Origin of the sequence: Streptomyces marinisediminis, assembly GCF_026262575.1 — a bacterium.
Taxonomy (GTDB): domain Bacteria; phylum Actinomycetota; class Actinomycetes; order Streptomycetales; family Streptomycetaceae; genus Streptomyces; species Streptomyces marinisediminis.
On record NZ_JAPKFL010000012.1, the window covers coordinates 96,530 to 111,333 of the forward strand.

Consider the following 14,804-nt stretch of genomic DNA (forward strand, 5'->3'; position numbering starts at 1 on the left):
TGGTTGTCTCTGGTACGGATGCGCAGGGCCCCATCCTGCCTGACCGGTGTCTAGGCTGGTGGTAAGCGCCCGGAAAACGGGCAGGTCCGTTCCGTACCGGCGCGAGAGGGCTGATACCGGACGGTACCGGCCCGCGCATGCGCCCCCAGCAGACCACCGCCCCACCGACAGAGCCGAGGAACTTCCGTGAGTGACACCCCATTCGGATTCGGCGTTCCGCCGGAGGAGCCGGACGACGGCGACGACGAGCGGAAGAAGGGCCGGCGCGGCGGCGACCCGTTCGGCTTCGGCGGTGCCGGCGGCCCCGGCGCGGACAACCCGCTGGCCGCGATGTTCGGCTCGCTGGGCGGCGGCTCCGGCGGCCTGGACCCGGGCGACCTCGGCGCGGCCTTCCAGCGGCTCGGCCAGATGCTCAGCTACGAGGGCGGGCCGGTCAACTGGGACATGGCCAAGGACATCGCCCGCCAGACGGTCGCGCAGGGCACGGCGGACGGCGGCAAGGACGCCAGCGTCGGCCCGCAGGAGCGCGCCCAGGTCCAGGAGGCGCTGCGCCTGGCCGACCTGTGGCTGGACGGCGTCACCTCCCTCCCCTCCGGCGCGACCGCCACGGTGGCGTGGAGCCGCGCGGAGTGGGTCGAGGCGACGCTGCCGGTGTGGCAGGAGCTGGTGGACCCGGTGGCCGAGCGGGTGGGCGCCGCCATGGGCGACGTGCTGCCCCAGGAGATGCAGGCCATGGCCGGGCCGCTGCTGGGCATGATGCGCTCGATGGGCGGCGCGATGTTCGGCACCCAGATCGGCCAGGCGCTCGGCGTGCTCGCCGGCGAGGTCGTCGGCTCCAGCGACGTGGGGCTGCCGCTCGGCCCGGCCGGGAAGGCCGCGCTGCTCCCGCGCAACGCGGCGGTGTTCGGCGAGGGCCTGGGCGTCCCGCAGGAGGAGGTGCGGCTGTACCTGGCGCTGCGCGAGGCCGCCCACCAGCGGCTCTTCGCCCACGTGCCGTGGCTGCGCTCGCACCTGTTCGGGGCGGTCGAGGGGTACGCGCGCGGCATCGCCGTGGACACCGCGAAGCTGGAGGACGTCGTCGGGCAGCTCGACCCGTCGCGCCCGGAGGACATGCAGGAGAAGCTCCAGCAGGGCATGTTCCAGCCGGAGGACACCCCGGAGCAGAAGGCGGCCCTGGCCCGTCTGGAGACGGCGCTCGCGCTGGTCGAGGGCTGGGTGGACGCGGTGGTGCACGCGGCGGCGGCCCCGCACCTGCCGTCGGCCGACGCGCTGCGCGAGACGCTGCGCCGCCGCCGGGCGAGCGGCGGGCCGGCGGAGCAGACGTTCGCCACGCTGATCGGCCTGGAGCTGCGCCCGCGCCGCCTGCGGGACGCCTCCCGGCTGTGGGCCTCGCTGGCCGACGCCCGGGGCCCCGAGGGCCGCGACGGCCTGTGGGAGCACCCGGACATGCTGCCCACCGCCGCCGACCTGGACGACCCCGACGGCTTCGTGCACCGCGAGCAGCCGGACTTCTCGGAGCTGGACAAGATGCTCGGCGACGCCGCGCACCGGGACGGGTCCGCGGGTTCCGGCGCGCCGGGGGAGGACACGCGCGCCGGCACCGAGGCCGACGACGGCCCGGCAGGCGGCGACGGCCCGGCAGGCGGCGACGGGGACGCCGACGACGGCGACGGCGAGCGGGGCCGGGGCGCGTGAGCCTGCACGCCGACGCGGTGCGCGTGCTCACGCGGTGGCCCCCGCCCGAGCCCGCGCAGGACGAGCTGCGCCGGGACTACCTGGAGCACCTCGCGAGCCACCGGGACGCGATGTGGCGCGCCTGCGCGCCGGGGCACCTCACCGCGAGCGCGCTCGTGGTGGACCAGGCCGGCGAGCGCGTGCTGCTGACCCTGCACCGCAAGCTGCGCCAGTGGCTGCAACTCGGCGGGCACTGCGAACCGGGGGACGCCTCGCTGGCCGGAGCCGCGCTGCGCGAGGCGACCGAGGAGTCGGGCATCGCCGGGCTGGAGCTGCTTCCCGGCGGCCCGGCGCGGCTGGACCGCCACCGCACGCCGTGCGCCTGGCACCTGGACGTGCAGTACGTGGCCGTCGCCCCGGCGGGCGCCGTGGAGGCGGTCAGCGAGGAGTCGCTGGAGCTGCGCTGGTTCGGCGTCGCCGAGGTGGCCGACGTCGCCGACGCGTCGGTGGCGCGGCTGGCCGAGCGGGCCCGGGCGCTGCTGTGAGGCGGCGCCCGGGCCACCGGGCGCCGCCTCAGTTGGAGAAGATGTTGCCGTGCGTGGGCCGGTCCATGCCGAACTGCCCGCGCACCCCGCCGCCGAGCCGGGCGTCCTGCGGCGGCAGCAGCTCGCTGGGCTGGACGAGCGCGAAGCCGGTGCCCGCGAAGTTCAGCTCCCAGCCCTCGCCGGTGCTGCCGCGCCTGCGCCACACCCCGGAGCTGCTGGTCTGCGCCTGCATCTGCACGGTGAGGTCGGTGGACCAGGCGACGACGGCGTCGGAGTCCACGCTCACGTAGCGCTCCGGGGTGACCTGGAGCGTCAGCGGCTTGCCCGAGGTCATGAGCGCGACCTGGCCCTGCCCGGTGATCAGCAGGTTGTACTTGCCGGTTCCGGAGATGCCGTACTGGCTGTCCACGCTGATGACCTCCCAGTGCAGCGTGGGGTCCAGGGCGAGCACGTAGCCGCTGTCGACGGTCAGCCCCTCCCGGCCGACGTCCACCACGTGCACGTCCTGGGCGAGATTGGCGAGGAAGACCGTCCCGTCCCCCGAGCAGCGCATCAGGTCCAGCGCCTCCCGCGCCCTGCGGCGGTTCCCGCCGCGCGGCCGGTACTCGGCGTCGAACTCGATCCGCCCCTGGTAGGCGACCATGGCCCCCTTCCGGGCGAGCACGTCCCGGCCGCCGTCCAGCCGCACGCGCAGCAGCTTGTCGTTCTGCAGCGCGAACGGCTCGGCCGTCTGCACCTCGGTGTGGGCGAAAAGCGGGCTCTGCATGGTGTTCCTCCCCCGTCAGCCGCGCACGCGCAGCCGGTCGGCACTGTCCTCGCTGGGCTGGACGACGACGAAGCCCTGCCCGGAGAAGCCGAGCTGGAACGCCTCGCCGCTGCCGCGCCCGATGAGCGCGGACGCCTTGAAGCTGCGCTTGCCCTTGACTTTGAGCTTGGTCGACCAGGCGACGAGCGCGTCCGGGTCGACGTACGTCTCGTCCTCGCCCCTGCCGCAGTCGACGACGACGGGCACGCCGCGCGAGGTGAGCGCCACCCAGCCGGTGCCCGCGAGCGTGACGTTGAACAGGCCCTGCCCGGAGAACTTGGCCAGGCCCTTCACCCGCTCCACGCCCCACTGGAGGTGGGCGTCGAAGGCGAGCACGTTGGTGCCGTTGACCGACAGCGAGTCGTCGGCCAGGTGCAGGACGACGACGTCGGCACCGTAGTCGGCCAGGTAGAGCAGCCCGTCGCCGTGGCAGCGCATGAGCGGCGCGCCCTCACCGGTGAGCCACTGGGCGGCCTGCTGCCGCACGGCGGGCGGGTTGGGCTCGTACTGGACGAAGCCCTCGTAGGCGATCATCGAGCCGGTGCGCGCGAAGACGTCCTGGCCGCCGGCCATCGCGATCTTCACCATGTGCGAGCCGTGGTTCTCCATCCGCGCGGCCGGCGCGGTCGGGGCGAAGCCCGCGAGCGGTGACTGGTCCATGACGGGCTCCCTCAGACCTCGTAGGGCTGGACGACGACGAAGTTCCCCGGCGCGCCGCGGAACTGCAGGTTGACGCTCTCCCCGCTGTGCCCGGGGTAGGCGTTCCGGCGGAGCCGGACCTGGGCGGAGACGATGACCTGCGCGGCGGCCGACCAGGCGACGACGGCCTGCGCGTCGGCGAACGTCATCGGCGTCACCGGGAGGACCACCGGGGTGCCGTGCGTCTTGACGACGACCGTGCCGGTGCCCTGGAACTGCAGGGTGAACATGACGCCACCGGGGATGCCGTGCCCCTCGACGCGGCGCACCTCGTACTGCAGCGACTCGTCGAAGGCGAGCACGTTCTCGGCGGACACGCAGACCGCGTCGCCCTGCAGCTCGATGGGGTGCAGGTGGCTGCTCTGGTCGGCGAAGAAGGCCTGGCCACGCCCCGTGCAGCGCATGAGCGGCAGCTCCTGGCCGGTGGCGTTGCCGACGACGCGGCCCAGCACCCCCGCGCCCTTGTAGCCGAAGTCGACGTCGCCCTGGTACAGCACCATGCTGCCCTGCCGGGCCAGCACCGGCTGCGGGTCGGCCCCGAGGTCGGCGCGCACGAGCTGGTGGCTCTGGAGGGTCCAGCGCTGGCCCACCGGGGCCTCGCGGTACTTCTCCAGGCTGACGCGCAGCCCGCCGCCGCCCTGCTGCGGGACGCCATAGGCGGGGGCGGGGGCGCCGGGCGGGCCCGACTGCTGCGGGACGGCGGGCGGGGCGTAGGCGCCGGGCGGCGGCTGCGGCGGCCCGGGCGGCCCCGGTGGCTGCGGCGGCCCCGGTGGCTGCGGCCCGGCCAGCGGGGCCGCCATGGTGGGCGCGGCGTGCGCGGGCACGGGGGGTTGCGGCGGTGGGGTGTGCGGGGCGGGGGCCTGGGGCACGGGGACGGGCGGGGCCTGGGGCGGAGGCTGGGGTGCCGGGGCCTGGGGCACGCCCTGGGCCGGGGGCTGCCCGGCGGGCGGCGCGAAGGCCGGGGGCGCCGCGGGGGCGGGCGCGGCCTCGGGGGGCAGGGCGAAGGCGGGGGGCGCCGACGCGGGCGCGGGCTCCGGCGCGGCCTCCTCCTCGGCCACGCCCTCCTCGGCGACCTCGCCACCGAAGTGGCGCAGCAGCGCTGCGAGGCCGCCGTCGAAGCCCTGGCCGACGGCGGCGAACCGCCACCCGTCCTTGACGTAGAAGTCGCCGATCATCACGGCACGCTCGGTGCTGAACTCCGAGCCGTCGAAGGCGTAGCGCGCGACCTCCTCACCTCCGGCCACGATCCGCAGGTAGCCCGGCCCGATCTGCGACATCTGCCCGTCGCCGTCGACGGTCGCGGTGAAGGACAGGCGGCGCACCCGCGGCGGCAGCCGGTCGAGGGTGACGCGGAAGGACTCGGTGTCGCCCGCCTGCGCGCCGAGCTGCTGGAGCGCCTCCTCGGGGGACTTCGGCTGGTTGAAGAAGACGAAGTACCGGTCGTCGGACAGCTTCTCGTCGGCGTCGAGGCCGAAGCAGCTGATGTCGAAGGTCACCCCGGGTGCGGCGACGTGTACGCCGACGTACAGGTCCGTCCCGGCCGTGAGGTCACTGAGCCTGGCCTTGTGGCCGCGCTGGAATTGCCTGGTCATACCTGACGCACGTCCCCCGTCCGTGGCTGAAACTCGCTGTGCGCCAGGCTAACGGGTGACCGCCGGGGCTCAACCCTCGCGTGCGTCGCGGGCGTGCGGCAGCCGGGAGGCGGAGGCCACCCCCTCCAGGTACCCCCGAGCCCGCTCGGTGCGCGGGTAGCCGTCCAACAGCCGCCAGAACGCGGGCCCGTGGCCGGGAACCAACAGGTGCGCGAGCTCGTGCAGCAACACGTAGTCGAGCACGTAGTCGGGCATGCCCTGGAGCCGGTGGGAGAGCCGGATGGTGCCGTCGGCGGGCGTGCACGAGCCCCAGCGGGTGTTCTGGTTGGTGACCCAGCGCACCGACGCGGGACGGGCGCGCCCCTGGAGGTACTGCTCGGACAGCCGCGCGGCGCGGTCGGCGAGCTCGCCGCGCGCCAGGGTGCGGCGGCTCTCCTGGGCGGCGAGCTTGTCGAGCATCACGGCCACCCAGTGCCGCTCGTCCGCCGCCGACATGCGCTCGGGGATCAGCACGATCGTCCGCCCGTCCTCGCGGTACGCGGAGACCGTACGGCGGCGGCGGGCGCTGCGCCGCACCTCGACCGGGCCGTGCGCGACCGGCCCGGTGGCGCCCGGGCCCGGGTCGAGGAGGCCGGCTCCGGGCGCGGCGGCCGTCGGGGCGAGGGAGGCGCGGTCCAGGGATTCGGCGGGCACGGCACGACGGTACCGGCCCGGAGGGCGAGCTGCCGAGAGGGCGGGGACCGCAGTCGCACGTCGGCGACGCACCGGCCGCACGCCCGGGCGCGGGCGGCGGGGACGAACGGCGGGAGCAGGCCTGGCGGGGGCGTCCGGCCGGGCGGGGCCCCGCCCGCCCCGGAAGCACCCGCTCAGTGGACGGGGACACAGGCCGCACGGTGGTGACGCCCTCCGGCTGAGCCTCCGGCAAGGGCCACCGGAACGGGCGGGCGGCCGGGACGGGCGGCGCGGGCGGCCGGGCACGGGGCAGGCGGCGGGCGGCCGGGACGGGCAGGCGACGGGCGGCAGGCGGCGGGCAACCGCCACGGGCAGGCGGCGGGCGGCCGCCACGGGCGGGACGGGCTGCTCAGTGGTGCAGGCGGACGGCGTAGGCGAACGGGACTGGCGAGCGGCGCGGGCGGGAGAGGCAGGCCGGCGAGGCAGGCGGGCGGCGGCGGCCTCACCGGAGGGCGTGCCAGGCATCTGGTACGACCATCACCCACCCGCTGTGGACAACTCTGCGCGCCGTCGGCCGGAATGCCGCATGCTGGCTCCGTCGCCCGGTGACGGACCAGTCACCGAACGTGGGCGGCACGCGGCGTCGTGCACGGCGCGTGCCGCGCCCGCACGGCCATCCGAGGACACCTGCGAGGGGGCGGACATGCATCCGATGATCAAGCCGGCGCTGCGCCGGAGCTGGCGGGACCGGGAGACGGTGCAGTACGGCGTGACGCCCGCGCACGCCGTGGTGCTCGGCCCGGTGGACGCCGCCACGGGCAGCTTCTTCGACCTGCTGGACGGCACCCGCAGCATGGCCCGGCTGCGGGAGGCGGCCCAGGTGATCGGCCTGGGCGCCCCCATGGCCGACCGGCTGGTGCGGCAGTTGAGCCGGGCCGGGCTGGTGGACGACGCCACGGCGCAGCGCGCGGTGGTCGCCGCCACCGGGGAGCGGCTCCGCCCGGATCTGTCCTCGCTGTCCGTGCTGCACCCACGGCCCGGGGCCGCGGCCCGCGTCCTGGCCGCCCGGCGGGAGGCACGCGTCCAGGTCCGGGGCGCCGGGCGGGTGGGCGGCACGCTGGCCGCGCTGCTCTCGGCCGCCGGGGTGGGCACGGTCGAGGCGGTGGACGGTGGCTGTGTGACGGCGGCGGACGCGGCCCCGGGCGGGGTCCGCCCCGACCAGAGCGGCGAGCGCCGGGACGCGGCCCTGCGCAAAGTGGTGCGCCGGGTCGGGCCGTGGGCCCGTCGGCCCCGCTCCCCGGGCGGCGCCGGTACCGAGCTGGACCTCGTGGTGTTCGCGCCGCGTGACGGGCTCGCCGCGTACGCGCCGGACCCGGAGGCGGCCCGGGAACTGGTGCGCGCGGGGCGCCCGCACCTGTACGCGGGGGTGGTGGAGGCCACCGGGTTCGTCGGCCCGCTCGTGCTGCCGGGCGTCTCGGCGTGCGCGGAGTGCGCCTTGCTGGAGCGGTCGGTGCGGGAGCCCTCGTGGCCGCTGATGGTGGGCCAGTGGCGGCAGGCGCGGCGTACCGGAACGGTGGCGTGTGACGGACCGCTCGCGGCGGTGGTCGCCGGGGCGGCGGCGTCGTTCGTCCTGAGCCTGCTGGACAGCGACGGTGCGGCGGCGCCGGGGGTGCGCACCTCCTTCGTGCTCCCCGGACTGCGCCGCGAGGAGGAGGTTGTGCGACCGTATAGCCGGTGCCCGTGTGGTGCCGCTGCCGCCGGGGCCGACGCACGGGACTCGGCAGGGAGCGCCCCGCCGGTGACAATGGCGTCCTGACGGCGGGCGGCGTGGAGCCGCGCGGGCCGTCGCGAGTTGGAGGGGTGCATGTCGGATCTTCCGCGCAAGGCTGTGACCCGCACCGCCAAGCTGGCCGCGCTCCCCCTGGGATTCGCCGGCCGGACGGCGCTCGGCATCGGCAAGCGCATCGGCGGGCGTCCGGCGGAGGCCATCGCCACGGAGCTGCAGCAGCGCACCGCCGAGCAGCTCTTCGCGACGCTGGGGTCGCTCAAGGGCGGGGCGATGAAGTTCGGGCAGGCCCTGTCCGTCTTCGAGTCGGCGCTGCCCGAGGAGGTCGCTGGGCCCTACCGGGCGGCGCTGACCAAGCTCCAGGACGCCGCGCCGCCGATGCCCTCGTCCACGGTGCACCAGGTGCTCGCCGAGCGGCTGGGCGCGGACTGGCGGGAGCTGTTCACCGAGTTCAGCGACAAGCCGGCGGCCGCGGCCTCCATCGGCCAGGTGCACCGGGCGGTGTGGCACGACGGCCGCGAGGTGGCCGTCAAGGTGCAGTACCCGGGGGCGGGCGAGGCCCTGCTGTCGGACCTCTCCCAGCTCGGGCGCTTCGCCCGGCTCGTGGGGCCGCTCATCCCGGGCATGGACGTCAAGCCGCTCATCACCGAGCTGCGCGAGCGGGTGAGCGAGGAGCTGGACTACGGGCTGGAGGCCGAGGCCCAGCGGGCCTACGCCGCGGAGTTCGCCGACGACCCGGACGTGCGGGTGCCGCAGGTGGTGCACCAGAGCGAGCAGGTTCTGATCACCGAGTGGATGGAGGGCACCGCGCTGGCCGAGATCATCCGCGACGGCACCCAGGCCGAGCGGGACGCCGCCGGCCAGCTCCTGGCCCGCTTCCTGTTCAGCGGCACGGCCCGCACCGGTCTGCTGCACGCCGACCCGCACCCGGGAAACTTCCGGATCCTCCCGGACGGCAGGCTCGGGGTGATGGACTTCGGCACGGTCGACCGGCTGCCGGAGGGGCTGCCGGAACCCATCGGCGTCACGCTGCGGATGACGCTGGAGGGCCGCGCGGAGGACGTCTACGGGCTGCTGTGCGCGGAGGGCTTCGTCAAGCCGGACATCGAGCTGCGGCCCGAGGCCGTACTGGACTACCTGCTGCCGATCATCGAGCCCGCGCAGACCGAGGAGTTCCGCTTCTCCCGGGAGTGGATGCGCGAGCAGGGCGCGCGCATAGCCGACCCGCGCTCGCCCGCGCACCAACTCGGCAAGCAGCTCAACCTGCCGCCCTCCTACCTGCTGATCCACCGGGTCACGCTCAGCACGATCGGCGTGCTGTGCCAGCTCGGGGCGCGGGTGCGCATGCGCGACGAGCTGGCCGACTGGCTGCCCGGCTTCGCCCCCGGGGAGGAGGCGGGCGAGGGCGGCGTGCCGCCGGCCCGGGTCGAGGCGCTGGACGACCTCCCCGAGCCGGGCGACCCGGCCGAGGTGGCCACGACCGCCTGACCACCCGGCCCGCTCCCGGACACCCGAGCCCCGAAGCCACCCGAGACGCGGACGCGCGCCCTCCACGCGGACGGCACCCGAAGGGCGGACGGTGCCAGTGCGCGCCGACGCACCCGAGCGGGGGCACGCGAGGCCCGGGCGCCACCGGCCGACGCGGACGCGCGCCTACCCGCGGACGGCACCCGAAGGGCGGACGGTGCCAGTGCGCGCCGACGCACCCGAGCGGGGGCGCCCCAGGCGCGGGCGGCGCCGGTGGGCGCTGGCGCACGTCCGGGGCGCGGGCGGAACGCGCCGGAGCCGGGGCGTGGGCCCCGGCTCCGGCGGTAGGTGCGGGCAGTGACACGTGCTGTGGTGAGGTAAGCGGCCGCGGTCAGGTCGTGTGGCCGTCATCGCTGTGACGGCGCCGGATCACGGGCATCTCCTGCTCTTTTCAGTGCATGACGGTCCTGGCGAGGGCGCGGCGGGCGCGCAGCGAGGCCCGTTCGGCCTTGCGCTGCATGCGTCGGGCGGCCACCAGGCGGCGGGCGACGCGTTCGCTGTCGACCTCGCGCAGATAGTCCTGCATTCGTGCTCTGCTCAGGGTTTCTGGCATGAGTTGCATGTCCCGGGTCCTGTTCTGGGGAGCGGCGGACCGTTCCGGCGAGCGGCGGTCGGCCATGGGAAGAAGTGTGTCGTTCATGGGGTCCTGCTGGGCCGGTCCGTACGCGGACGGGCGGTCGATGGTGCCGGGCGCGTTCATGCCGTGACCGGGTTCTTGCGCGGGCGGCCGCGGGGCCGCTTCCGGGGCACCACGACCCCCTGGACGAAGAGCTCGCCGCCCCACACGCCCCAGGGCTCGCGCCGCTCCTTGGCGCCCGCGAGGCAGGCTTCGCGCAGCGGGCAGGTCTGGCACAGCGACTTGGCGTACTCCACGTCGGCCGGGGCCTCGGCGAAGAACACCTCCGGGTCGTAGCTGCGGCACGGTACGGCGGCGCCGAGCCGGTCGATGGCCTGGTCCAGCTCGGTGAGGGTGGTGAGGGGGAACAAGGAGTCCTCCGGGGTATCAGGCGGGTTCAGGTCGGGGCGTGACGGGGTGTGCGTCTGCGTCTGCACGGTGACTTCCTCGTCTGTCGTTGTCGGTCCGGCTGGTGGCCGGGCTGCTTTTGGGCAAACAGAAGGGCCGCGGTACCCGGTGTGGGTTCCGCGGCCCTGGAAGGTGCCGACCTGATCGCCGATCAGGCTGGATCTCTCCAGGGTTCGAGCCCACGGAAGGCCCACATCGTGTGGTGCTGCGTCTTCTGGCGACCAAAGCCGGCATCCGCCGCGCCAAGGGCATAGGTCTGCGCCTGTGCCGCCGCTGCTACTGCGGACGCCTCGATCGGTCGCTCATCGCTGATCCGGGCACAGGGCAGACCGGTGCCACGGACGGAGGAGCCGAGCAGGCAGGTGGCAACGACCGAGCGCTCGGTCACTTCGCCGGTGTTGGTCAGAATTCCGATCACTGGTCTCGCCTCCTCTCGGCGCCTCGGTCGGGCTCCCCGGCCAGGGGCCGGACCCGAAGATGTTCAGGGATGAGTACATCATGGAGAAGTGGAGAAGATGGGGCGAGTAGCCCGCCCTCTCCACGTCTCGAAGGCTATGGCGCGCGTAGCGGCGTGCGCAAACTATTTTCCGGGAAGTTCGGCGGGAAGTTTTGAACGGTGTGTCAGGTTCCGAGCGGAAGCTTTCCTTCCGCCGGTGGCCTCAGCCGGCGTCCCCCGCCTGGTCCGCCAGTTCCTCCCCCGCGCACAGGGCGAGCACGTCCGCCCCGAAGGCCCGGACCTTGCGCGCGGTGACGCCCGCGATGGCCCGCAGCCCGGACTCGTCGTCGGGCACGGCCTCGGCGATGGCCAGGAGCGTCTTGTCGGTGAAGACGCAGTACTCGGGCTGGCCGATGAGCCGCCCCTGGCGGGTGCGCCACGCGCGCAGCCGGTCGTAGAGCGCCTCGTCCACGTCGGACGGGCAGCTCTCGCAGCGCATCAGCTTCACCTCGCCGGCGTCCGTGAGGGTGCGGCCGCACACCCGGCAGCGCACCACCGTCCGCCGCCGCGCCGGGCGGGGCGACGTGCCGTGCTCGACGCCGCCCCGGCCGGTCGGTGCGCCCCCGCCGCGGGCCGCCGCCGCGCCGGAGCCGGGGCGCAACCCGTCCAGGAACCGGCTGGGCGCGCGGGGCGGGCGGCCCTCGGGGTTGCGGGTCAGCGACCACGACAGGCGCAGCAGGCGCCGCGCCCGGGTGACGCCGACGTACAGCAGCCGCCGCTCCTCCTCGATCTGGGCGGGCGTCTTGGCGTAGGTGATGGGCAGCACGCCCTCGACCATGCCGACGAGGAAGACGGCCTCCCACTCCAGCCCCTTGGCCGCGTGCAGGGAGGCCAGGGTGACGCCTTCCACCGGCGGCGCGTGCTGGGCGGCCGCACGCTGCGACAGCTCCGCGACGAAGTCCGCCAGCGTGGCGCCCCGGCGGGCCGTCGCCACCTCTTCGGCGAGGCGGACCAGGGCCGCCAGGGACTCCCAGCGGTCCCGGGCGACGCCCGAGCCCGCCGGTGGCCGCGGCTGCCACCCGGCGCCGCCGAGCACCACGCGCACCTGGTCGGCCAGGCCCTGCGCGGCGGCCAGCCGCGGGTCGTTGTCACCGGCACGGGCGGCGCCGCGCAGCAGCACCCCCGCCTGCCGGATCTCGGGCCGCTCGAAGTAGCGCTCGGCCCCGTGCACCTGGTAGGGGACGCCCGCGTCGGCCAGCGCCTGCTCGTAGGCCTCGGACTGGGCGTTGATCCGGTAGAGGACGGCGATCTCGCCGGCCGGTACGCCCGCGGCGATGAGGTCGCGGATGTGCCGGGCGGTGTCGCGGGCCTCCTCCGGCTCGTCGGGGTACTCGGCGTAGGCGGGCTCGGGGCCGGGCTCGCGCTGGGAGACCAGCTCCAGCCGGTGCTCGGCCGCCCGGCCCGACGCCTGCGCCAGCAGCCCGTTCGCCAGGTGGACGACCTGCGGCGTCGAGCGGTAGTCGCGCACCAGGCGCACCACGGTGGCGGTGGGGTGGCGGCGGCGGAAGTCGAGCAGGTGGTCGGGGGTCGCGCCGGTGAAGGAGTAGATCGTCTGGCTGGCGTCGCCCACCACGCACAGGGTGTCGCGCTCGCCCAGCCACAGGTCCAGCAGCCGCTGCTGGAGCGGGCTGACGTCCTGGTACTCGTCGACGACGAAGTGCTGGTACTGGGCGCGCACCCGCTCGGCGACGTCCCGGCTGTCCTGGAGGATGCCGACGGTGAGCAGCAGCACGTCCTCGAAGTCGATGGTGGCCGTCTCGCGCTTGAGGTTCTCGTAGGCGGTGTAGACGCCGACCGTCTCGGCGGCGTCCCGGGGGAGCTGGCGGGCGGCCTGCGCGGCGGCGGCCGGGTAGTCGTCCGGGATGGTCTGGGTGACCTTGGCCCACTCGATCTCGCTCGTGACGTCGCGCAGCTCGGCGCGGTCCAGCCGCAGGCCGACGCGGGCGGCCGCCTCGGCGACCAGGGACGCCTTGCGGTCGACCAGCCGGGGCAGGTCACCGCCGACCGCGCGGGGCCAGAAGAACTGGAGCTGCCGCAGCGCGGCGGAGTGGAAGGTGCGGGCCTGCACGCCGTCGGCCCCGAGCTGGCGCAGCCGTCCGCGCATCTCCCCCGCGGCGCGGTTGGTGAAGGTGACGGCCAGCACCCCGGCCGGGGGCAGCACGCCCGCGCGGACGCCGTAGGCGATGCGGTGGGTGATCGCCCGCGTCTTGCCCGTCCCGGCGCCGGCCAGCACGCACACCGGGCCGTGCAGCGCCGTGGCCACCTCGCGCTGCTCGGGGTCGAGCCCGTCGAGCACCGCGTCGGCCGTCTCGGGCACCGGCGGGAACAGGGTGGAGTGGGTCGCTGCGGTCACCCCGCCATGCTGCCAGGTCCCCGGGGGCGCCGGGTCCGGCCGTCCACAGGGGGGTGCGCCTTGTCATACCGGTGTCCCGCCGGTGGCGGGAATCCGGACGCCTCTGCTCTCGTTGTCCGAAAGCAACACCCGACAACACGAAGGAGCGCCGGTCCCATGACGGGAACCGTGACGATGTACAGCACCACGTGGTGCGGCTACTGCGTCCGTCTGAAGCGGCAGATGGAGCGCGAGGGCATCGCCTACAACGAGATCAACATCGAGCTGGACCCGGAGTCGGCGTCCTTCGTGGAGAAGATCAACGGCGGTGACCAGACGGTGCCGACGGTGGTGGTGGTGCCGTCGGGCGGCGGCGACGAGGTCGTCATGACCAATCCGAGTCTCGCCCAGGTGAAGAAGGCGCTCGCGGCCTGAATCCGGCCGTCGGCGGCCTCGGGCCGCCGAGCCGAGCCGCCCCGCGGCGGCGGGGCGGCCGCGGGCTCAGGCCCGCCGACTCGGACGGCGGGCTCGGACGGCGGGCTCGGGCCGCGGGCTCACACCGGGCTCGGGCCACCGGGCCCGCACACCGGACCCAGGCCGCGAGCTACACAGCAGACCCGGGCCGCCGGGCTCAGGCGGGGGGCGCCTTGGGCAGCGGAGCGCCGTACCACCGCTCGACGAGGCGGGCCGCGATCGAGATGCCCACCAGGGGCAGCACCTCTCCGTCCTCGATCGCGACGCGCAGCTCCTCGCGGGAGAACCAGCGCGCCTCCTCGATCTCCTCGCCGTCCACGGCGATCTCCGCGGCGGTGGCGCGCGCGGTGAAGCCGAGCATCAGGCTGGAGGGGAACGGCCACGGCTGGCTGGCGACGTACTCCACCTCGCCCACGGGCAGTCCCGCCTCCTCGAAGACCTCGCGCCGCACGGCGTTCTCCAGCGACTCCCCCGGCTCGACGAACCCGGCGAGCGTGGAGAAGCGCCCCTCGGGCCAGTGCACCTGGCGGCCGAGCAGCGCCCGGTCCCGCGCGTCGGTGACGAGCATGATCACCGCGGGGTCGGTGCGCGGGTAGTGCTCGGCGCCGCAGGCCGGGCAGCGCCGGATGTGGCCGGCCGCGGCGATGACGGTGCGCTCGCCGCAGCGGGAGCAGAACCGGTGCAGGCGCTGCCAGTTCTCCAGCGCGACGGCGTGCACGAGCAGCGCGGCGTCGCGCTCCCCGAGCAGGGCGCCGGCCTCGCGCAGCCCGGCGGGGCGGGCGAGGTCGTCCATGCGGCCCGGCAGGGTGTCCTTCTGCAACGCGAAGTAACGCACGCCCTCGGCGTCGGTACCGAGGAAGTAGCGGTGCGCCTCGGTGATGGGGGCGTCGAAGGTGGGCATGGTCACCAGCTCGGTGCGGCCGTCGTCGGTGTCCACCACGAGCGCCTGACCGCCGGAGACGACGAAGCACCGCGTGCTCGGGTGGCTCCAGGCCGCCGCGAGCCAGGCCTCGTCCAGCCGGTGGTGCGCGCTGCGGTCGATGCCCCCGGTGCCGGTGAGCGTCACGGGTGGCTCGGCCTGCTGCTCGGTCCAGGTGGTCACGCTGCTCGGTGCTCCTTGTCTGGGGCGGCGGTGGGGCTCGGGCGCGTCCGCTGCGGACGCGGGCGGGCGGCGGGGC

Annotated in this window: 14 protein-coding genes; 5 read left to right on the forward strand and 9 right to left on the reverse strand. The window is 75.3% G+C overall.

The genetic code is table 11. From position 1 onward, the window contains the following. Window positions 1-186: 186 nt before the first annotated feature. Window positions 187-1,695, forward strand: a complete 1,509-nt coding sequence (locus OSB71_RS12110; RefSeq protein WP_265947412.1) for a zinc-dependent metalloprotease — start codon at window positions 187-189, stop codon at window positions 1,693-1,695. Next, the gene (locus OSB71_RS12115) at window positions 1,692-2,219 is read left to right on the forward strand and encodes an NUDIX hydrolase (RefSeq protein WP_265947414.1); all 528 of its coding nucleotides are present in this window, start codon (window positions 1,692-1,694) and stop codon (window positions 2,217-2,219) included. The genes OSB71_RS12110 and OSB71_RS12115 overlap by 4 nt, the downstream gene beginning before the upstream one ends. A gap of 28 nt (window positions 2,220-2,247) precedes the next feature. Here the strand turns inward: OSB71_RS12115 and OSB71_RS12120 are convergent, their stop codons facing one another. The 4 genes from OSB71_RS12120 to OSB71_RS12135 all read right to left on the reverse strand — a co-directional run bounded on the left by OSB71_RS12120 (window position 2,248) and on the right by OSB71_RS12135 (window position 6,008). Beyond that, complete coding sequence (locus tag OSB71_RS12120; RefSeq protein WP_265947416.1) at window positions 2,248-2,985, reverse strand: AIM24 family protein; 738 nt, start codon at window positions 2,983-2,985, stop codon at window positions 2,248-2,250. A 15-nt stretch (window positions 2,986-3,000) separates the two neighbouring features. Next, window positions 3,001-3,684 carry an AIM24 family protein gene (locus OSB71_RS12125; RefSeq protein WP_265947418.1) on the reverse strand — a complete coding sequence of 228 codons (684 nt, stop codon included), beginning with the start codon at window positions 3,682-3,684 and terminating at the stop codon, window positions 3,001-3,003. 11 nt (window positions 3,685-3,695) lie between these two features. Then, window positions 3,696-5,315 carry a TerD family protein gene (locus OSB71_RS12130; protein ID WP_265947420.1) on the reverse strand — a complete coding sequence of 540 codons (1,620 nt, stop codon included), beginning with the start codon at window positions 5,313-5,315 and terminating at the stop codon, window positions 3,696-3,698. A 69-nt stretch (window positions 5,316-5,384) separates the two neighbouring features. Then, the gene (locus tag OSB71_RS12135) at window positions 5,385-6,008 is read right to left on the reverse strand and encodes a M48 metallopeptidase family protein (RefSeq protein WP_416237246.1); all 624 of its coding nucleotides are present in this window, start codon (window positions 6,006-6,008) and stop codon (window positions 5,385-5,387) included. Window positions 6,009-6,690: 682 nt separating this feature from the next. Here OSB71_RS12135 and OSB71_RS12140 point away from each other — a divergent pair. Together OSB71_RS12140 and OSB71_RS12145 are read left to right on the forward strand one after the other, a co-directional pair. Continuing rightward, window positions 6,691-7,803 carry a ThiF family adenylyltransferase gene (locus OSB71_RS12140; RefSeq protein ID WP_265947422.1) on the forward strand — a complete coding sequence of 371 codons (1,113 nt, stop codon included), beginning with the start codon at window positions 6,691-6,693 and terminating at the stop codon, window positions 7,801-7,803. Window positions 7,804-7,851: 48 nt separating this feature from the next. Further along, window positions 7,852-9,261, forward strand: a complete 1,410-nt coding sequence (locus OSB71_RS12145) for an ABC1 kinase family protein (protein ID WP_265947424.1) — start codon at window positions 7,852-7,854, stop codon at window positions 9,259-9,261. 430 nt (window positions 9,262-9,691) lie between these two features. On the opposite strand, the gene OSB71_RS12150 is transcribed toward OSB71_RS12145, so the two are convergent. From OSB71_RS12150 to OSB71_RS12165, 4 genes are all read right to left on the reverse strand, one after another. Further along, the gene (locus tag OSB71_RS12150) at window positions 9,692-9,940 is read right to left on the reverse strand and encodes a putative WhiB-interacting protein (RefSeq protein ID WP_265947426.1); all 249 of its coding nucleotides are present in this window, start codon (window positions 9,938-9,940) and stop codon (window positions 9,692-9,694) included. 56 nt (window positions 9,941-9,996) lie between these two features. Further along, complete coding sequence (locus OSB71_RS12155; RefSeq protein WP_265947428.1) at window positions 9,997-10,353, reverse strand: WhiB family transcriptional regulator; 357 nt, start codon at window positions 10,351-10,353, stop codon at window positions 9,997-9,999. Window positions 10,354-10,475: 122 nt separating this feature from the next. Further along, entirely contained in the window at window positions 10,476-10,742 is a 267-nt protein-coding gene (locus OSB71_RS12160; protein ID WP_265947430.1) for a hypothetical protein, read from the reverse strand. A gap of 241 nt (window positions 10,743-10,983) precedes the next feature. Continuing rightward, window positions 10,984-13,173: an ATP-dependent DNA helicase UvrD2 gene (locus tag OSB71_RS12165; RefSeq protein ID WP_323055280.1), complete on the reverse strand. Its 2,190-nt coding sequence runs from the start codon at window positions 13,171-13,173 to the stop codon at window positions 10,984-10,986. A 156-nt stretch (window positions 13,174-13,329) separates the two neighbouring features. On the opposite strand from OSB71_RS12165, the gene OSB71_RS12170 reads away from it, so the two are divergent. Then, window positions 13,330-13,587: a glutaredoxin domain-containing protein gene (locus OSB71_RS12170; protein ID WP_265947432.1), complete on the forward strand. Its 258-nt coding sequence runs from the start codon at window positions 13,330-13,332 to the stop codon at window positions 13,585-13,587. 196 nt (window positions 13,588-13,783) lie between these two features. On the opposite strand, the gene nudC is transcribed toward OSB71_RS12170, so the two are convergent. After that, the gene (gene nudC, locus OSB71_RS12175) at window positions 13,784-14,728 is read right to left on the reverse strand and encodes an NAD(+) diphosphatase (RefSeq protein ID WP_265947433.1); all 945 of its coding nucleotides are present in this window, start codon (window positions 14,726-14,728) and stop codon (window positions 13,784-13,786) included. Between the last annotated feature and the right edge of the window lie 76 nt (window positions 14,729-14,804).